The 19,551-nt window shown below is 75.3% G+C and carries 12 protein-coding genes; 9 read left to right on the top strand and 3 right to left on the bottom strand.

All coding sequences use genetic code 11. From position 1 onward, the window contains the following. Nucleotides 1-775 precede the first annotated feature (775 nt). From JQN84_RS09055 to JQN84_RS09025, 7 genes are all read left to right on the top strand, one after another. The gene (locus JQN84_RS09055) at nucleotides 776-1,786 is read left to right on the top strand and encodes a hypothetical protein (protein ID WP_204957891.1); all 1,011 of its coding nucleotides are present in this window, start codon (nucleotides 776-778) and stop codon (nucleotides 1,784-1,786) included. A 98-nt stretch (nucleotides 1,787-1,884) separates the two neighbouring features. After that, nucleotides 1,885-3,552: a right-handed parallel beta-helix repeat-containing protein gene (locus tag JQN84_RS09050; protein ID WP_204957890.1), complete on the top strand. Its 1,668-nt coding sequence runs from the start codon at nucleotides 1,885-1,887 to the stop codon at nucleotides 3,550-3,552. A 5-nt stretch (nucleotides 3,553-3,557) separates the two neighbouring features. Continuing rightward, entirely contained in the window at nucleotides 3,558-5,123 is a 1,566-nt protein-coding gene (locus JQN84_RS09045) for a glycosyltransferase family 39 protein (protein ID WP_204957889.1), read from the top strand. Beyond that, nucleotides 5,120-6,892, top strand: coding sequence for a glycosyltransferase family 2 protein (locus tag JQN84_RS09040; protein ID WP_204957888.1), 1,773 nt, complete (start codon nucleotides 5,120-5,122; stop codon nucleotides 6,890-6,892). The genes JQN84_RS09045 and JQN84_RS09040 overlap by 4 nt, the downstream gene beginning before the upstream one ends. After that, nucleotides 6,889-7,887 carry a glycoside hydrolase family 26 protein gene (locus tag JQN84_RS31290; RefSeq protein WP_204957887.1) on the top strand — a complete coding sequence of 333 codons (999 nt, stop codon included), beginning with the start codon at nucleotides 6,889-6,891 and terminating at the stop codon, nucleotides 7,885-7,887. The genes JQN84_RS09040 and JQN84_RS31290 overlap by 4 nt, the downstream gene beginning before the upstream one ends. A 111-nt stretch (nucleotides 7,888-7,998) precedes the next feature. After that, complete coding sequence (locus tag JQN84_RS09030; RefSeq protein ID WP_204957886.1) at nucleotides 7,999-9,234, top strand: type VII secretion protein EccE; 1,236 nt, start codon at nucleotides 7,999-8,001, stop codon at nucleotides 9,232-9,234. Next, nucleotides 9,231-10,340 (top strand): hypothetical protein, encoded by a 1,110-nt coding sequence (locus JQN84_RS09025; RefSeq protein WP_204957885.1) that lies wholly within the window; start codon nucleotides 9,231-9,233, stop codon nucleotides 10,338-10,340. The genes JQN84_RS09030 and JQN84_RS09025 overlap by 4 nt, the downstream gene beginning before the upstream one ends. Here the strand turns inward: JQN84_RS09025 and JQN84_RS09020 are convergent. Both JQN84_RS09020 and eccCa read right to left on the bottom strand, forming a co-directional pair. Next, nucleotides 10,291-11,049 carry a HEAT repeat domain-containing protein gene (locus JQN84_RS09020; RefSeq protein WP_204957884.1) on the bottom strand — a complete coding sequence of 253 codons (759 nt, stop codon included), beginning with the start codon at nucleotides 11,047-11,049 and terminating at the stop codon, nucleotides 10,291-10,293. The two genes, JQN84_RS09025 and JQN84_RS09020, sit on opposite strands and share 50 nt — an antisense overlap. A 259-nt stretch (nucleotides 11,050-11,308) precedes the next feature. Next, on the bottom strand, nucleotides 11,309-15,256 hold the full coding sequence (gene eccCa / locus JQN84_RS09015; RefSeq protein WP_204957883.1) for a type VII secretion protein EccCa: 3,948 nt from the start codon (nucleotides 15,254-15,256) through the stop codon (nucleotides 11,309-11,311). A 185-nt stretch (nucleotides 15,257-15,441) separates the two neighbouring features. Here eccCa and eccD point away from each other — a divergent pair, with 185 nt between their 5' ends. Next, nucleotides 15,442-16,851, top strand: a complete 1,410-nt coding sequence (gene eccD / locus JQN84_RS09010; RefSeq protein WP_204957882.1) for a type VII secretion integral membrane protein EccD — start codon at nucleotides 15,442-15,444, stop codon at nucleotides 16,849-16,851. Between the two features lie 7 nt (nucleotides 16,852-16,858). After that, on the top strand, nucleotides 16,859-18,250 hold the full coding sequence (eccB, locus tag JQN84_RS09005; protein WP_204957881.1) for a type VII secretion protein EccB: 1,392 nt from the start codon (nucleotides 16,859-16,861) through the stop codon (nucleotides 18,248-18,250). A 24-nt stretch (nucleotides 18,251-18,274) separates the two neighbouring features. Here the strand turns inward: eccB and JQN84_RS09000 are convergent, their stop codons facing one another. After that, on the bottom strand, nucleotides 18,275-19,546 hold the full coding sequence (locus JQN84_RS09000) for a S8 family serine peptidase (protein WP_204957880.1): 1,272 nt from the start codon (nucleotides 19,544-19,546) through the stop codon (nucleotides 18,275-18,277). Between the last annotated feature and the right edge of the window lie 5 nt (nucleotides 19,547-19,551).

Raw genomic sequence — 19,551 nt, 5'->3', positions numbered from 1 at the left:
GGCGGCCCGCCGGTCGGTCGGTCCCCGTCGTACCGACCGATACGATCAGTCGGGGGGATGCCACATGCAGACAGTCGGTCCATATGCGCTGCACCGCAGGCTCAGCTCGTGCGAGTTGGGCGAGGTCTGGGCCGCACGGGACGCCGCCGAGCGGCCGTTCACCGTGGCCGTGCTCGCGCCGGCCGCCGCCGAGGGCGGCTGGCGGGAGGCGTTCGCGGCGGCGGCCAACACGCTGGCCCGTTCCGACGGCCTGCCGATCACCGGGGCCAACCACACCGGCCCGGTGCCCTGGGTGGCCTGCGCCGCCGAGCAGGGCGCCGGGGCCGCACACGTCTTCCTCGCGCTGGGACAGCGCCTCGTCCCGGCCGGGGAGCCCCCGGCCGGTGGCCCTCCGGCCGGACCGTCGGGTGCGCCCGCCCCGGCGCACCGGCCGACCGCCGGAGCACCTGCCACCGGCACGCCGCTCGCCGGGGCACCTGCCGCCGGGACTCCGCTCGCCGGGGCACCCGCCGCCGGGACGACGATCGCCGCAGCCGGGACGGCCGGGACACCGGCACCGGACGGGCACCGCACCGACGGACCGGCGGGCCCGACCCGGCCGGGGGTGCCCACCTCGTCGACCGGCTCCGCCCCGTCAGCCGGGGCTGTCGCCTCGGCCGGGCCTGCTTCACCCGCCGGGCCTGCTTCCTCGGCCGGGTCTGCTTCACCCGCCGGGTCTGCATTACCCGCCGGGCCTGCTTCGCCCGCCGGGCCTGCGGCGGTCACCGGCGGTACGGTGCCGCCGGCTGCCGCACCCCGCCCGACCGCCCCGACCCACCCGACGCCCCCGCACCAGACCGCCCCGCCGCAGGTCAGCCCGCCGCAGCACGCACCGCAGCAGGCCGGCCCCCACCGGGCGGCCCCGCAGCAGGCCGGTCCGCACCCGGCACCCCCGCGCCAGGTGACCCCGCCGCAGGTCGGCCCGCACCAGATGGCCCGGCAGCAGGCAGGCCCACAGCAGGCGGTGCCGCAGCGGGTGGGACCGCCGTACCCGCCGACGCCCCTGGCGGCACCGTTCCCGCCGGCACCGTTCCCGCCGGTCGCGGGCCCGGCGCGCGGACGGGGTCGGGCCGTGCTGTGGTCGGTCCTGGTGGCCCTGCTCGCGGCGACGCTCGGGGCGACCGGCGGCTACCTCGTCGCTGCCCGGACGACCGACGGGCCGGCCAGCCTCGCCGCGCCGGCCTCCGCGACCCCGAGCGTCGACCTGGGGCTGCCGGGCACGCCGCCGCGCCGGCCGGGGGTGGAACCGCCGGTCGGCGGCGGCTGGCCGGCCGGAGCGCCCACCTTCGCCGGCACCGAGCCGACCCGGGAGATCACCGGCCTGGCCGGGGTCGACTTCAGCTTCCGGGTGCCCACCGGCTGGAGCTGCACCGAGGCCGGCCGCACCAGCGGTTCGGCGCACTACCGGTGCGGCGTACCGGCCGCCGACGGGTCGATCATCGGTGGCGACCTGGTCGTCAGGCAGTGCCCCCGGCTCTGCACCGACGAGCGCCGCACCACGCTGCGCCGGCAGGAGGAGGCATGGGGGTTGCAGTGGATCCGCAGCGGCGAGTTCACCACCTGGGCGGAGACCGCCCGGGTGGACGGTTCGCCACGCTACGGACTGGTCTACCTCTCCTACTGGCGCAGCGTCCCGGAGGACGCGATCGACAGGCAACTGGTGCTGCGGATGACCGCGCCCCCGGACCGCGCGGACGAGGTGCGCAAGGTGGCCGCCTCGGTGCGCGAGGCCACCTTCACCATCTGACGCGGGGGCGAGACCACCCCCGCCCGCCCGGTACCCTTCGACCGGACGTCGACGACGAACCGGTCCGTCCTTCCACGACCGAGCGGGGCCATGTGCGCATGCTGACTGTCTCCCCTGACCGAGCCGGGGCCTGTCCGACCATCACGGACGCGTTGGAGATCGCGCCGGATGACGCGGTCGTCTCGATCGCCCCCGGCGTCTACCCCGAATCGCTCCGGCTCGACGGCCGGCGGGTCCGGCTGGTGGCCGCCGGCGAGCCGGGCTCGGTCATCGTGGACGGTCGGGCCGCCGGACGGCCGACGGTGGCCTGCACCGGCGGCGAGGTGCTGTTGCAGGGGCTGGTCGTGCAGGGCGGCGACTACCCGGCGGTGGAGGCGGTCGGCGGTCGGCTGCGCATGGAGAAGTGCCAGGCCAGCGCCGGGTACGCGGCAGCCGTGTCGGTACGCGACGGGGCCCGGATCGAGGCCGTCGAGGTCACCGTCACCGGCGGCCAGCACGGGCTGGTCGTCTCCGACGCGGGCGGCACGGTCGAGCAGTGCGAGATCCGCGACGTCACCGACGACGGGATCATCGTGCGGCTCGGTGCCGACCCGACCATCCGCAACTGCACCGTCGGCGCCGCCGGCTTCCGGGGCGTGTACGTCTACCAGGCGGCCCGGCCCACCATCGAACGCTGCGACATCTCCGGCACCGGCGACGCCGGCATCGTGGTCGCGTTGCAGAGCAGCCCCACCATCGTGGACTGCTGGGTGCACGACACCCGGGGCGTCGGCATCGACGTCGGCCGGGGCTGTGGCGGCACGATCGAGGGCAGCCGCACCGAGCAGACCGCCACCCCCGGCGTCCGGATCGCCGAAGGGGCCGGCACCGTGTTCCGGGCGGCGGAGGCGGGCGGGCGGCCGATGGCCGGGGTGAGCGCGGGCGGCGGGACGGTCGGCCAGGACGAGCGGAGGGTCGAGGAACTCCTCGCCGAGCTCGACTCGATGATCGGCCTGGCCGGGGTGAAGGCCGAGGTGCGCTCGCTGATCGACGAGATCCAGGTCAACGAGTGGCGACGCGACGCCGGCCTGCCGGTGGGCGCGGTCAGCCACCACCTGATCTTCACGGGCGCGCCGGGCACCGGCAAGACGACGGTGGCCCGGGTCTACGGGCAGTTGCTCAAGGCCCTCGGGGTGCTGCCCAACGGCCAGTTCCGGGAGGTCTCCCGGCGGGACCTGGTCGGCCAGTACATCGGGCACACCGCCGAGAAGACCTCGTCGGTGTTCACCGAGGCGCTGGGCGGGGTGCTGTTCATCGACGAGGCGTACACCCTCTCCCGGGCCGGGGGTGCCGGCGGCGACTTCGGCCAGGAGGCGATCGACACCCTGGTCAAGCTGATGGAGGACCACCGGGACCAGGTGGCGGTGATCGTCGCCGGGTACACCACCGAGATGGCCGCCTTCCTCGACGCCAACTCCGGGCTGGCGTCCCGGTTCGCCAAGACGCTGGAGTTCGAGAACTACAGCCCGGTCCAGTTGGTCGACATCGTCGGCCGGATCGCCCGCACCGACGAGTACCTGCTCGCCGACGGGCTGACCGACGGGCTGCTGGAGTGGTTCGGCCAGATCGAGCGGGACCAGAACTTCGGCAACGCCCGGGAGGCGCGCAAGCTGCTGGAGGGGATGCGCAAGGCGCAGTCCGGGCGGCTGCGCGCGCTGGGCCGGATGCCGAGCCGGGACGACCTGCGCACCCTCGTCCTGGACGACCTGCTCGCCGCCACCCGGTGACCGGGATGTCGCCCACCGGGGGCACCGGAGCCCGCAGCGACGCGCCGACCGCCCTGATCGTCCGGGTCCGGGACGCGCCACCCGAGCCGGCCGCCCCGTGGCGGCCCACCGAGGCCGACCAGCCGGCCCCGCCGGAGCCCCTGGACGCGCCCTGGCTGCGTCACCTGGCCCGGCTGCTGCCGATGGTGCTCGTCGCCGTCCTCGGCGGGATCGGGGTGAACCGGCCCGGCCTGTGGGAGGACGAGCTGGCCACCTGGGGCATGGTCACCGTCGGGTTCGACGACTTCGTGGCGGTGCTGCGCAACGTCGACGCCTCCATCGGCCCGTACTACCTGCTGATGCGCGGCTGGGTGGCGCTGGCCGGCAGCTCCGACGTCGCGCTGCGGGTGCCGTCGCTGCTGGCCATGACGGCGGCGGCCGGCCTGGTCGCCGCGATCGGCCTGCGGATCGGCGGGCTGCGGGTCGGGCTGGTGGCCGGCCTGCTGTTCGCGGTGCTGCCGACCACCTCCCGGTACGCGCAGGAGGCCCGGCCGTACGCGTTCGCGGTGTGCGCCGCGGCGCTGGCCACCCTGCTGCTGGTCCGGCTGCTGGACCGGCCCCGGTTCCTGCGCTACGCGGGATACTCGGCCGTGGTGGCGTTGCTGGGGCTGATGCACCTGGTGGGCCTGCTGCTGCTCGCCGCGCACGCGCTGGTCGCCTGGCGGGGGGCGCAGCGCCGACGCGGCTTCTTCGGTTGGCTCGGCGCGGCGGCGGTCGGTGTGCTGCCGGTCCTGCCTGTGCTCTGGTTCGGTAGGCAGCAGACCGCCACGCAGATCAACTGGATTCCGCCGGTCACCCTGGACCGGCTGGTCGACACGCCGGAGGCGCTGTTCGGCGGACCGCTGCTCGCCGGCGCCGTGCTCGCCCTGGCCTTCCTCGGCATGTCGATGCGTCAGCGGTCGGCGGTGGCCACCGCCTGGCTGGTGCTGCCCACCGCCGGTCTGCTGGCCGCCGCCCAGCTCACCCCGCTCTGGTTGCCGCGCTACCTGCTGTTCACGGTGCCGGCCTGGGCGCTGGTCGCCTCGCTGGCGTTGCGGCGCAGTTCACTGCTGCGGGGCACCGCCGCGATGCTGGCGGTCGGGCTGCTCGGCATCCCGGTGCAGGTCGAGATCCGGGGCGTCACCGGCCACAGCCAGGGCACCAAGGACATCGCCGCCGTGCTGCGGGCGCACGCGCGCCCCGGCGACACCCTGGTGTACGGCCCGTTCGACGCCGGTGACCAGCGCACCAGCCGGGACGCGGTGAACCGGTACGTCGACGAGAGCTGGCGACCCCGGGACGTGCTGATGACCGTACCGGCCCGTAGGCAGGGCACCCTGGGCGCGCGGGAGTGCGCCGACCGGGACGTACCGGTGTGTCTGGGGCGTCCGGAGCGGGTGTGGGTCGTCCGCAAGGGGGCGTTCGACGACCCGGTGCAGCGGATCGGCGCGGCGAAGGAGGCCGCACTCAAGCCGTACGCCGTCGAGCGCACCTGGCGGGTCCGGGGCTTCAGCATCGGGCTGCTGGTGCGCAAGTCGGAGGCGGGGAAGTGAGCCCCCGGGCCGGCGCGGGCCGCACCGACGAGACGACGGAGTTCCACCGTCAGGTGCCGCCGCCCCGCCCCGCCCCGACGGCGCCCCCGCCCTCCCGCGGCCCGGCGACGGTGCCGACGCGCCGGGGCCCGGCGACGGTGCCGACCCCGCGCGGGCCGGCCGCGGCACCGAATCCGGTGGGGCCGGCGGCGCGGGAGGCGGTGGCTCCGGCGGCGCTGGGTCGACCGGCGACGGTGGACCCGTCCCTGCCGCTGCCGCCTGACGACGACGAGAAGGCCGCCTACCGGCACCGTCGGCTGCCGGTGCTGATGGTCGCCTCGTTCGTCAGCTTCACCGGGCTGCTCACCAGCCAGTTGCTCTTCGTCCGGATGGCGCCCTGGCTGTTGGCGCTGCTGCCGTTGTTCGGCTTCACCGTCCTCTACTACCTGATCTCGGCGACGGTGAACATCGGCACGCCCGGGTTCGACCTGGACCGGCACCGCCGGCTGGTCCGCGACTTCCGCCCGCCCGTGCACCCGTCGGTGGACGTGTTCCTGCCGGTCTGCGGCGAGGCGACCGAGGTGCTGCGCAACACCTGGGAGCACGTCAGCCGGATGGTCGACCACTACCGGGGCCGGGTGCACGTCTACGTGCTCGACGACTCGGCGACCGACGAGCGGGAGGCGATGGCGCTCGCCTTCGGCTTCGTCTACCAGCGCCGCCCCAACCGGGGCTGGTACAAGAAGGCCGGCAACATGCGGTACGCGTACCAGCGCACGCTGGGCGAGCACATCCTGGTGCTGGACGCCGACTTCACCCCCCGGCACGACATGCTCGACGAGATGGTGCCCTACCTGGCCGCCGAGCCGGATCTCGGGATCGTGCAGTCCCCGCAGTACTTCCGGGTGCACGCCGGCCAGGGCTGGCTGGAGCGCGGGGCCGGGGCGGTGCAGGAGCTGTTCTACCGGATGGTGCAGGTGTCCCGGCAGCACCACGAGGCGGCGATCTGCGTCGGCAGTTGTGCGCTCTACCGCCGGGAGGCGCTCGACGCGATCGGCGGTTCCACCCTGATCGAGCACTCGGAGGACGTACACACCGGGTTCGACATGCGGCGGCGCGGCTGGCGGCTGCGCTACCTGCCGGTGCCGTTGGCCACCGGGCTGTGCCCGGCCGACGTCAGCTCGTTCTTCACCCAGCAGTACCGCTGGTGTGCCGGCTCGATGAGCCTGCTCGGGTCGACGAAGTTCTGGAACACCCGGATGCGGCTGCGCACCCGGCTGTCGTACCTCTCCGGGTTCTGCTACTACCTGCACACGGCGCTGTTCACCTTCGTCGGGCCGCTGGTGCCGATCGTGCTGCTGGCCTGGTTCCCGCAGTCGGTGGCCCCGGCCAACTACCTGTGGATCGTGCCCAGCCTGGTCTACAACCTGGTGGTCTTCCCGCTGTGGCACCGGTGCGCCTACCGGGTGGAGGCGTGGACCGTGAAGATGATCTACGGCTGGTCGCACGCCTTCGCCATCTGGGACCTGCTGCGCGGGCAGAGCATGGGCTGGCAGCCCACCGGCGGCACGGGACGCAAGAACAGGACGGGTCGACTGTGGTGGGGAATGGCCGTCTGCACGGCGGGCAGCGGAGCACTGTGGACCGGTCTGGCCGCCCACCGGATGATCACCGACGACCTGTGGACCTTCGCGCCGGCCTTCCTCGGTGGCGCGTTCTACCTGGCCGTCGCGTTGCAGGCGCTGCTGGTGAAGCCGGCGCGGGACATCCGTCCGGAGCGTTCCCGGTGACCTCCCGTCAGCTGTTCACCATCGTCACGATGTTCGTGATCGGGGTGTTCGGCTACGCCGCGCTCGCACCCAGCCCGGCCAGCCGTCCGGCCCGGTTCGCCACCGAACCCAGCGCGTCGCCCTCCCCCACCGGCCCGCCCCCGGCGTACGACGTCCGCCCGCTGGTCCAGCCGCAGGGCCGCTACCTGGGGGTGGCGCTCAGCGGCGCACCGCAGGACATGAGCCGGGTCGACCGCTTCGCCGACCTGGTCGGCAGCAAACCCAACATCATCACCATCTACGAGAGCTTCGACGACGAGTTCGCCGCCGCCGAGGTCCGCCGGGTCCACCGGTACGGCGCACTGCCGATCGTCCGTTGGGAACCGTTCAAGGCGAAACTGAAGGACATCGCCGCCGGGCGGCACGACCCGTACCTGGTGGAGTTCGCCGTCGCGGTACGCCGGCTCAACCTGCCGGTGGCGCTCACCATCGCGCACGAGATGAACGGCCACTGGTACTCCTGGGGCGCGCACGACAACACCGCCAAGGAGTTCGTCGCCGCCTGGCGGCACATCCACGCCGTCTTCGCCCGCGCCGACGCCACGAACGTGATCTGGACGTGGACCCCGAACGTGGTCAACCCGGTCCCGTCGGTGAAGCTCGCCCCGCTCTACCCCGGTGACGCGTACGTGGACTGGGTCGGCATCGACGGCTACTTCACCAGGCGCGGCGAGCAGACCTTCGACGACCTGTTCGGCCCCACCATCACCCAGGTCCGGAAGTTCACCGCCCGGCCACTGCTGATCGTGGAGACCGGGTCCGAACCGGGCGCGATGCGTCGCCGGGCGGTCGACGAACTCTTCACCGCCATCCGCAAACGCCCCGACCTGCTCGGGTTCGTCTACTTCAACCAGAAGGGCTCCGGCGACTGGGTGATCGACTCGGACCGGCCGGCGCTCGCCGCGTACCGGTCCGGCGCGGCGGCCGACCCCCGGACCGGCTTCCGGGTCGGCTGACCCCGGGCCGCCGACCCACGGGCCCCGGGGCGCTGCGGCGGGTTCCTATGATGAGGGCGGCCTGCCGTGGGCGGGCCAACACGGGTCGATGCGTCTGGGGGGCAGCCGGAGATGACCGGAGCACCACGGCCGGCACGCGCCACACTCCGGCCGGACGACCCCGCCGCCCGCGTGCACCTGGCACCCCGCCGTCGGCCCGGCCGGATCGGCGAACTGCACGTGCTGCAACTGCTCCTGCTGGAGGCGGTGCTGCTCGGCGTCCTCGCCAGTGGACTGTTCGGGATGCCGGTGCTGGTCGTCGCCGCGCTGTGCGGCGTACTCCTGCTGACCGTGGTGTTCCTGCGCTCGCGGGGCCGCTGGTGGCTGGAGCGGCGGGCCCTGGCCCGGCAGCAGCGGCGACGGGCCGCCGCGCCGGTCCCGGTCGCCGCCGACCCGGGATTGGACGCCCTGCAACGACTCGCGCCCGGCCTGTCGGTGGGCACCGTGGCGATGGCCGACGGCACCCGGATCGGGGTGGCCCGCGACGACGCCGGCTGGTTCGCGGTGGCCGCCGTCGACGGCTCCGGGCCGACCGGCGACGCGCCGGCCGGCCTGCCGCTGGACGTGCTGGCCACCGCGCTGGCCGAGTCCGGCCAGCCGGGCACCGTGCTCCAGGTGGTGACCAGCACCGTGCCGGCCGGCGGTCCGACCGACGACCCGACGGCCCCCGCCCGGGAGTCCTACCGGCAGTTGCTGGCCGACCTCGGCGGCACCCCCGTCCCGGCCGGGCGGGCGACCTGGGTGGCGGTCCGGCTGGACGCCCGCGCGCTCGCCGAGGCGGTCGGCGACTACGCGGTCGACCTGGGCGTCGCCCCCTCGGTGGTGGCCGCGCTGGCCCGGCAGACCGGCAGGTCGCTGCGCCGCAGCGGGGTCGAACACCGGCTGTTGGACGCGCACGGCCTGCTCGCCGCCGTCGGCCGGTCCTGCGGCTTCACCCCCGGCCTCCCGGCCGGTGCCGCCGGAGTGCGTGAGGAGTGGTCGGCGTGGCACTGCGGCCCGATCGCGCACCGCTCGTTCTGGATCCGCCGCTGGCCGCCCGTCGACCGGGCGGCGGCCATGCTCGGCTGGCTGGAGACGCTGCCGGCGTCGCTGGTGACGGTGTCGTTGACGGTGGCCACGAACGGGCCGGGTGAGGATCTCGACCTGCGCGGCCTGGTCCGGGTGACCGGGCCGGCGGAGCTGCTGCCGCAGCTGTGCGGGCCGGCGGTCGACGGGGTACGACAGGCCGGCGGGGAACTCTTCCCGCTCGACGGCGAACACGGCCCGGCGGTGTACGCGTCGGCACCGACGGGAGGTGGCGCGGGATGACCGGCCCTGGTGACGAACGGCGTACGGCGGTGCCGGCCACCTTCGGCACCTCCCCCGACCAGCCGGCCGGACCGTACCGCGACCCGGTGGGTGGGCCGTACCCGCAGGGGCCGGCGGTGGCCGGGAGGTACCCGGGCGGGGCGGTCGCCTCGGCCGCCGTACCGCCGCCGGTGACCGCACCACCGGTCACCGCGCCGCCTGTCGGCACGGACGCGCCGGTGCTGGGCACGTCCCGCACCCGGGTCGACGCGGACGCCGACGCGACAGGCGTCGCCGCCGCGACCGCGCTGGCCACCGCCGACCCGCTGACCCGGGCCCTGGCCAGTCCGCTGGCCGCCCCGGAGAGCCATCCGTCCGCTCCCCCCGGCCCACCGCCGGCCCACCTCCCCGGGGTCGGCGACGCCTCCGGTCGGGGCGGGCCGTCCGGTCGGCTGCCCCGGCTGCGGATCGGCACCCACGCGGTCTCCCCGGCGGCGCTCGCCCGGCTCAGCCCGAGCCCGCTCCCGGCCGGTCTGGTGCTCGGCGCGGACCGCCGTCGGGCGGCGGTCACCATCCGGTTGTTCCGCCCGGAACCGACCCGGGTCGTCCTGGTCGGCGGGGTGTGGGCGGGTCAGCTCGTCGCCTTCCGGGCGCTGGCCCTCGGTGCCCGGGTCGTCGTGGTCACCGCCGACCCGACCACCTGGACCGGGTTCGGCCCGGCGGCGCTCGGCCGGGCCGCCGACCGGGTCGAGGTACGCGTCGACGGCCGCCCGGTGCCCGCCGCCGGCACCGCCGGGCAGCCCACCCTGATCGTGCGCGACCTACCGCCGCACGCGCCCGGATCGACCATCCCGGGCCCGTGGCAGGCCGAGCTGACCGTGCTGCGGCGGCTCGATGCCGGCACCGCCCCCGCCCTGCGCGACAGCGACCTCTGCGTGCTGCAACGGCTCTCCGCCGACGAGTCCGTGACCGCGCAGCAGGCGCTGCGGCTGCCCCCGGACAGCGGCCGGTTCCTGCGGGTGATGGCCGACGACATGCTCGCCCTGGTCGGCGGCGGCGCGGACCGGCACCTGTGGATCAGTCAGACCCCGGTCGAGCAGCACCTGCTGGGCGTGCCGCGGCGCTGACGAGCAGCCGCGCGAGGCGCTTCTTCCGGCCGTTCTCGCGGACGATCCAGGCCACGTCGCCGTCGTCGACGGCGGCCAGCGCCCGGAACGCCGGCAGGCCACCGGCCGGATCGGCGGCCACGGCGACACTCCAGCAGTAGCCCAACGCCTGACGCAGGGCCCGGACGTCGTCGTCGCGACGCTTGTCGGCCGGCAGCGCGGCCAGGCCCGCCGTCGCCCGTCCGCACAGGGCGACGGCGCGGGCGGCGGCCTCCGCAGCGGTCAGCAGGCGCGGTTCGCACACGGCCGCGACGGCCGCCCGCCGGACCAGCGGGTGCGGGTCCCCGACCCAGGCCGTGCCGAGGTCGAGCAGGCGCGGCAGGTCGGCGTCGCCGAGCCGCTGCAACGCCAGGGCCACCGCCTCGCGTACCCGCCAGCGGGGGTCGGTCGCGTGCTCGTGCAGGCGCGCCTCGATGCGGGTCCGGGTCCGGGCCGGCGGACCGTCGGCCAGCAGCCGACCGAGGCCCAGCACGCCGCAGAAGACCAGGTACTCGTCGTCGGTGGCGAGCAGGCTGTCGAACGTGTCGGGCCCGCCCTCGTCGGCGACGGCCTGGGCGAGTTCGAGGTTGGCGCGCGGCCCCGGCAACCCCGAACGCTCCCGCAGGTACGCCGGCCAGCGCGCCGGCCCGCCCGCCCGCAACTCGGCCCGGTACTGGTCACGGCGGCTCACCAGCGCAGCGTAACCCGCCTGATTCCCACGCGGAGTCGCCCCGACACGCGGACCCTCGGGTGGGCAGGTCCCGCCCGTCACCCAAACCACTCGTGGTGCTGGGATCCGATGCGAAGGCAAAGCTGAGACGAATGCACGAGAGGCCCGCATCAGCGGGCCTCAAGGCGGGCGCGGGAGCCCGGCGGGCGTCCTGCACCATCCAGGCTAGCAGGCAGTTCCGGTCCTCGGGAGCAGAACCGACCGTCGGACCGACGGCCCGCTACGTCGGGGGCACCAGCGGGAGCTGGACCAGTTGGGCACCGTGCCGGCGGGTGAACAGCCAGCCCCGGCCGGGCGGCAGCCGCTGCGGCTTGACGGTGCCGAACAGCGCGCCCTCCTCACGCGGACCGGACATCATGATGCCCGGGGAGGCGAGTTCCCTGATCCGCCCGATCACCGGGTCGAACATGGCCCGCCCGGCACCGCCGATCCGTCGGGTCAGCACCAGGTGCAGGCCGATGTCGCGGGCCTGCGGCAGGTACTCCAGCAGCGGCGCGAGCGGGTTGACCGCCGCCCCGGCCACCAGGTCGTAGTCGTCGACCAGCAGGTAGAGTTCCGGACCCTTCCACCAGCTCCGGTCGCGTAGCTGCTCGGCGGTGACGTCCCGCCCCGGCAACCGCTCCCCCATCACCGTGGCCACCTGCTTGACCAGGTCGGCGGTGACCTGCGGGGAGGTGCCGTAACCGATCAGGTGCTCGGACTCCACCGCGCCGAGCAGGCTGCGCCGGAAGTCGACCAGGATGATCCGGGCCGCCGCCGGGTCGTTGCCCTCGACGATGCCGCGGGCCAGCCCGCGCAGGAACGTGCTCTTGCCGCACTCCACGTCCCCGAAGAGCAGCAGGTGCGGTTCGGCGGTGAAGTCGAGGCGTACCGGCTGGAGGTCGGTCTCGGCGATGCCGATCGGGATCAGGCCGCCCTGCGCGGCGGGCAGCGCCGCGTAGGGCAGCTCGGCGGGGAGCAGCCGGACGGCCGGGGCACCCGCCGACGTCCAGTGCTGCTGCACCCGCTTGACCAGGTCGGCCAGCGCGTCCGGCAGGTCGTCGACCACCGGCCGGCCGTCGAGGCGGGGCAGGCCGGCGAGGAAGTGCAGGCCGTCAGGGGTCAACCCGTGGCCGTGCTGTTCCGGCACGTTCACCGCGGCCCGCCGGTTGATCACCGAGTCGGCCGGCTCGCCGAGGCGCAGCTCCACCTTCGCACCGAACATGTCCCGCACCGCGGGCCGGACGTCCATCCACCTGCTGGTGGCGGCCAGGAGGTGGATGCCGTAGCCGAGACCCCGGTTCGCCAGCTCGGTGACCAGGGGCTCCAGGTCCTCGAACTCGGCCCGCAGCGCCGCCCAGCCGTCCACCACCAGGAACACGTCGCCGAACGGGTCCTCGGGGAACCGGCCCTCGCGGCGGGCCCGCCGGTAGGCCGCCGCACCCTCCACCGCGTGCGCGGTGAACAACGCGTCCCGGGCCTGCATCAGCCCGTGCAGCTCGGCGATGGTGCGGCGGACCTTGTCCACCTCGCGCCGGCTGGCCACCCCGCCGACGTGCGGCAGGCCGGCCAGCGCGGCCAGGGTGCCGCCGCCGAAGTCGAGGCAGTAGAACTGCGCCTCGCGCGGGGTGTTGCCCAGGGCCAGGCTGGTGACCAGGGTACGCAGCAGGTTGCTCTTGCCGGTCTGCGGCGCACCCACCACCATCACGTTGCCGGCCGCCCCGGCCAGGTCCAACCAGAGCGGGTCGCGGCGCTGCTCCAACGGCTTGTCGACGATGCCGGCCACGCCGTGCAGCGCGCCGTGCCGGTCCTCGGCGGCGATGGTCAGGCCGCGCACCGGGGACACCTGCACCGGTGGCAGCAGCGCGTCGAGGGTCGGCGGCTCCTCCAGCGGCGGCAACCAGACCTGGTGGGCGGCCGGCCCGCGCCCCTGCATCCGGGCCACCAGCACGTCGAGCAGGCTCTCCCCGACGTGCTCGTCGACCGGGGCCTGCGTCGGCTCGTCAGGCGCGTCGTCGGTGGCCAGCGGAACGTAGTCGGTGGTGTAGTCGCGGACCGGGTCGATCAGCCGACCGCCGACGGTGGGCACCCCGCCGTGCTGCCGGACCGCCCCCGAGACGTACGCGGCCTTGAACCGGACCAGCCCCTCGGTGCCGGCCTTGAGGTAGCCGTGCCCCGGTGAGCGGGGCAGCTCGTAGGCGTCGGCCACCCCGAGCACCGCCCGGGACTCCATCGAGGAGAACGTGCGCAACCCGAGCCGGTACGACAGGTGCGTCTCCAGGCCGCGCAGCCGCCCCTCCTCCAGCCGCTGCGAGGCCAGCAGCAGGTGCATGCCCAGCGACCGGCCCACCCGGCCGATCTGCACGAACATGTCGATGAAGTCCGGGCGGGCGCTGAGCAGCTCGCTGAACTCGTCCACCACGATCAGCAGGCTGGGCAGCGGGGCGAGCGGCACCCCGGCCGCGCGGGCCCGCTCGTAGTCGCGCTGCGAGGCGTAGTTGCCGGCCCGGCGCAGCAGCTCCTGCCGGCGGGTGATCTCGCCCTGGATCGCGCCGAGCATCCGGTCGACCAGGAACAGCTCGTCGGCCAGGTTGGTGATCACGGCGCTGGTGTGCGGCAGCCGGTCCAGCGCGGCGAACGTGGCGCCGCCCTTGAAGTCGACGAGCACCAGGTTGAGGATCTCCGGGCTGTGCGTGACGGTCAGCGCCAGCACCAGCGTCCGCAGCAGCTCGCTCTTGCCGGAGCCGGTCGCGCCGACGAGCAGCCCGTGCGGGCCCATCCCCTCCTGGGCGGACTCCTTGAGATCCAGCTCGATCGGCCGGCCGTTCTCGTTGACCCCGATCGGCACCCGCAGCCGGCTGCGGTTGGGCCGGCTGCCCCACGCGTGGGCCAGGTCCAGTTCGTACGGGTCACCGAGGCCGAGCAGGTCGGCCAGGCCCAGGTCGGTGGCGACGGCCGGCTGGTCGGCGTACGAGGCGGCGGAGAGCCGCAGCGGCGACAACTCCCGGGCCAGCACCTCGGCCCGCGCCGGGTCGAGCGTGTCGGCCCGGCCGACCCGGGTGGCACCGTCCATCGTGGTGCCCGAGATGGTGCCGTCGTCGGCGACGTCGAGCACCACCGAGGTCTCGTCGAGCAGGCGCGGCGGCCGGCCGGTGAGGTCGAGCAGGGTCACCCCGGCGACGCCACCCTCGGTCAGCAGGTGGTCGGAGCCGGCGACCTGCCCACCGTCGACCACCACCAGCACGTACGGCGTGACCGCCGCCGTCGCCGTCGGTTCGAAGCGGGGCCGGTTGGCCAGCACGTCGACGAGCATCGCCTCCAGCGCCACCACGGTCGGGGCGAACAGCCGGATCGGGCCCACCGCGTCCAGCTTGGTCGGATGCTGGGCGTGCGGCAGCCACTTCGCCCACTCCCAGCCGGCCCGCCGGTCCGGGTCGACGCAGAGTGCGACCAGCAGGTCGTCGGGGGCGTGGAAGGTGGTCAGCTGGGCCACCACCGCGCGGACCAGCCCCCGTACGGCGTCGTCGGCACCGCGCAGGTAGACGTGGGAGAAGTCGCGCAGGGCGATCGCCACCGGCAGGTCGGGCACCACCGAGTAGGTGGCGACGAACCGGCGCAGCGCCACCGCGCACAGCGGCTCCAACTCGTCCACCGGGCGGGTCTGCGGTGGGATCAGCGGGGTGGCGACCTCCTGCGGGCCGAGCCCGATGCGGACCACGCTGAAGTCGGCGTCACCCCGGCGACGTTCCCACAGCCGGCCACTGGTCACCGTGGACCAGAGCGAGTCCGGGTCGGGGTGCCGGTAGTGGATGGCCTCCCGCTGCTGGCGTACGGTCGCGCGGACCTGGGCGCGTAGCTGGGCGAGACGGCGCATGTACTGGCGGCGGGCCTCGATCATCTCGCGTTTGCCGGGCCCGGTCTGGTTGACCGCCATTACAGCGATCATGCCGAGGATGGAGATCCCGTACATGCCACCGACCACATAGGTCATCACGCCGCCGCGCTGCATGCCCATCATCAGGCCCATCGCCGCGGCACCCGCCGCCATCGGCAGGATCATCAGCATCCGGGTCCAGCCCCGGCCACCGGCAGCCGGCACCTCGGGCGGCGGGTCGAGGAGCACCTCACCGGTCGGCAGCGGGGGCGCCGGCCGGCGGGGTGGACGCTTGACGACCACCAACGACGACATCTCCCCCGTACCTCCCACCACGTAGGTCTCCGGCGGCCCACTCTATCGACCGGTCGCCCCTGGCAGGGACCGCCGTCCGCGCTCGGACGGCCACCCGGCGGGCGGTGCGACCGTGCTACCTTGACCGCCGCGGAAGGCCCAGGAGGCAACCGCGCGGACGCGTGGCACACGGGGAGGTGACCAGCGTGACGGCCCCGGGCGGTCTCAGTCTGGCCAGGGTGACCATCGCCGCCCCCCAGCGGCGGATGGACGTGGCGTTGCCCAACGGCATGCTCGTCGGGGAACTCCTGCCGCACCTGCTCCGGCACGCCGGGGAGGGCCTCGGCGACGCCGGCGAACAGCAGGGCGGGTGGGTGTTGCGCCGGGCCACCGGCACCCTGCTGGAGGCCACCCGCAACCTCGCCGTGCAGGGCGTCCGCGACGGCGAGCTGCTGCACCTCACGCCCGGCCGCGACGAGTGGCCCGAGCTGGCGTACGACGACGTGGTCGAGGTGATCGCCAGCGGCGCGCGGCGGACCGGTCGATCCTGGAGCGACGACGCGACCCGGCGGGCCGGGCTGGCGGTCACCGCCGCCCTGCTCGGGTTCGGCCTGGTCGCGTTGACCGCGGTCGGCGCGCCGTGGCGTACCCCGGGGCTGCTGGCGCTGGGGGTCGCGGCGTTGCTGGCGGTCGTCGGCCCGGTGCTGTCGCGGGCCGTGCCCGACGCCACCGCCGGGGCCGTGGTGGCCGCCGCCGGCCTGCCCTACGCGCTGCTCGGCGGGGCGCTGCTCGGCGCACCGGACGACGCCCGGCTGGTCGACCTGGGGGCACCGAGCCTGCTGCTCGGCTCCGCCGCGCTGCTGGTCTTCGGCATCATCGGCTACGCGGCGGTCGGTGGGGTGCAGCGGCTGTTCATGGCCGGGGCGGCGGCCGGGCTCACCGGCGTGCTGGCCGCGCTGCTCTGCTACGGCGGGGTCTCCCCCGCCGGCTCGGCGGCGGCGACGCTGACCACGGTGATCGGGCTGCTGCCCGGCTATCCGCTGATCGCCGGCTGGTTGGGCAGGCTGCCGGTGCCGGAACTGCCCGACCGGCCGGAGGAGATCCTCAAGGACCGGCCGGTGCCCGAGCGGGCGAAGGTCTTCGTGACCGTCGCGCGGGCCACCGAACTGCTCACCGGGATGCTGCTGTCCGCCTCGGTCTGCGGCGCGCTGGCCATCGCGTTCCTGCTGACCGCTGACCGTACCCCGGCCGGCGCGCTGCTGGCGCTCTGCGGTGCCGGCGCGCTGCTGTTGCGGGGGCGGCTCTTCCCCACCGCCGCGCAGCGGGTGCCGCTGCTGGTCAGCGGCCTGCTGGGGTTGTCGGCGCTGGCGGTCGCCGCGCTGCTGGGCACCGCACCGGGTGGTGGCCGGGTGCTCGTCTGGCTCGGGGTGGTCGCCGCGGCGGCGCTGACCCTGGTCACCGGGCTGGTCTACAGTCGACGCCGGCCGTCGCCCTACCTGGGTCGGGCCGCCGACCTCGCCGACGTGCTCGCCATCATGGCGCTGATCCCACTGGCCTGCGCGGTCATCGGCCTGTTCGGGGCGATCCGGGGGATGTTCGCCTCGATCGGCGGGTGAGACGACGATGACGACGCGACGGGACCAGCTCCAGTCGTACCAGTTCATGACCCAGCGGGTGATGTCCGCGTTCGTGATGCGCGAGACCGACCCGCAGCAGTCGCCGCTGCGTCGGGGCATCGGCGCGCTCTTCGGCGGGCTGATGGTCGCCGTCCTGGTCGCCGCCGGGGTCGGCATCTACGGGCTGCTCACCAAGGTCGGCGGGAACAGTTGGCGGCAGCCCGGCGCGGTGGTGGTCGAGAAGGAGAGCGGCGCGACCTACATCTACCTGGATGGCCGGCTGCACCCGACGCTCAACTACGCGTCGGCGCTGCTGGCCGCCGGCCGCCCCGGCACCCCGGTGGTACGCGTCTCCGCCAGCACCCTCGGCACGGTGCCGCGCGGGGTGACGATGGGCATCCCGAACGCGCCCGCCTCGCTGCCGGCCGCGAACCGGCGGGCCGGCCTGCCGTGGACGGTCTGCTCCACCCCGATGACCGACGACACCGGCCGCACCACCGACACGGTGACCCTGGCGTTGGCCGCCCGGCCGGCCGGTGGGCAGGGCGTCGGCGACGACGGGCTGCTCGTCAAGGACGCCACGCTGGGCATGAACTACCTGGTCTGGCACGGCCGCCGGCACCTGGTGCAGGGTTCCCGGGTGGTCGTGCCCGCCCTGTTCGGGGCGGTCACCCCGACCCCCGTCGGCACCGCCTGGCTGAACGCGCTGCCCGCCGGGGTGGACCTCGCCGCGCTGCCCGTCGCCGACCGGGGGGACCCGTCCCGGGAGGTGTCCGGGCGGCGCAACGGCGACGTGCTGGTCACGCAGACCGCTTCCGGCCCGCAGCACTACCTGGTGCTCGCCGACGGGGTCGCCCCGATCACCCCGGTGCAGCAGGCCATCCAGACCGGCCAGTCGGGGCGGCAACCCGTCCCGGTCGCCGTCTCCGACGTCACGTCGCTGCCCAAGAGCCAGCGGGTCCCCCGCCCGCCGGACCGGGGCCAGCCGCCCGCCACCCCGCCGAAGCTGCTCGGCCCCGAGCCGGGGCAGCAGATCTGCGCCGTCACCGCCGACGGCACCCCGCCGGAGTTGACCGTGGGCGGCACCCTGCCCGACGCGGACCGGGCCGCGCCGACCGGTTCCGTGTCCCCCGACGGCATCCCGCTGGCCGACCGGATCGCCGCCCCCGCCGGCCGGGTCACCGTGCTGCGCCTGCTCGGCAGCCCCGGCGCGTACAGCATCGTCACCGACCTGGGCATCCGCTACCCGGTGCCGTCCGCCGAGGCGTTGCGCCTGCTCGGCTACCCGGCCCAGGGGGCGCTGACGGTGCCGCCGAGCCTGACCATGCTGGTCCCGACCGGCCCCACCCTGGACCCGCTGGCCGCGGTCCGACCCGCGCCGATCACCACCGGCGGCTGACCGCCGACCGTCCGCCGTGATGGGTCAGCGGCCGGGTGTCGGATCGTCGAAGAGCTGCACCGGCGGGCCGGGTTCGGTCGGCGGCGTCGACCGGGCGGGTGCCGGCGCGACGGCCGCCCGCCACCGGCGACGCCGCACCCGGGGCAGGGTCAGCGCGACGGCGCACACCACCAGCACGGTGGCCAGGGCGAGCGCGGCACCGGCCAGGGCGATCCGTCGGCTCTCCCGTACCGCCGGGTCGGGCCGGTCGTCGGCGGGCCGGAACCGGGGCAGCGGGGCCGGCCGGGCCTGCGGCAGCAACTGGTCGTTGACCGCCCCGTACGGGTTGACCGTGCCGTGGCCGTACTCGGTGCGGTCGGCACCGGGGACCGCCGTCACGGTCAACAGCCTGACCAGTTCGCTGCGCGGCGTTCCGGACCGTTTGGCGAGGGTCAGCGCCCCCGCACCGGCCACGAACCCGCAGGCCAGTGCGGTGCCGTCGGCGGCCTCGACCAGTCCGGTGCCGCGCTGGGTGGTGGTCACCGCCACGCCCGGCGCGACCAGGTCCAGGTACGGCCCGTACTGCGACTTCGGCCAGCGCCGCCCGTCCGGGCCGATCGCCCCGACGGCGAGCACCTCCGGGTAGCCGGCCGGGTAGGACACCGGGTTGCCGTCGGAGCCCCGGTCACCGCTGGCGGCCACCACCAGGACGCCCCGGTCGACGGCCCGTCGTACCGAGTTCCGCAGGGTCGCGGCGTCCCGGTCGGCGGCCACGGTCACCGCGACCACCCGGGCACCCCGGTCGACCGCCCAGTCGATGCCCCGGGCGAGCACCGCCGGGTCGACCGGGGCGGCCCCGAACGCCAGGTCGTCGACCACCCGTACCGGCAGCACCCGGGCGCTCGGCGCGAGGCCCGCGAACGGCGACCCGTCGGCCTGCCGGGCGACGATCAGCCCGGCCACCCGGGTGCCCTGCCCGGTGCAGTCGGTGTCGGCCGGGCCGCTGCCCCGGACCGCGTCGAAGCCGCTGCCGACCCGCCCCCGCAACTGCGGGTGGTCGGCGTCCACCCCGGAGCCGAGCACCGCGACGGTGATCCCGGCCCCCTGGCTGAACGGCCACACCTGCTCCGGGGCGAGCACCTGCTGCGCCCAGGACGGCGTGCCGACCTGCCCACCGGCCGGCGCGCACGCCGGTGCCGCCGGGGCGGGCCGCACCGGGCCGGCCAGGGTCGCGGCGACGAGCCCGACGACGAGCCCGCCCGCCGCCTGACGCACCAGGCCGGCCGCCGTCATCCGCCGTCGCCGGTATCCCGTCATGTGTT

The organism is Micromonospora humidisoli (genome assembly GCF_016900955.1).
GTDB classification, from domain to species: Bacteria; Actinomycetota; Actinomycetes; order Mycobacteriales; family Micromonosporaceae; genus Micromonospora; species Micromonospora wenchangensis.
Note: the sequence above shows the minus strand (reverse complement) of the source record. Positions and strands in the feature narration are given on the sequence as shown.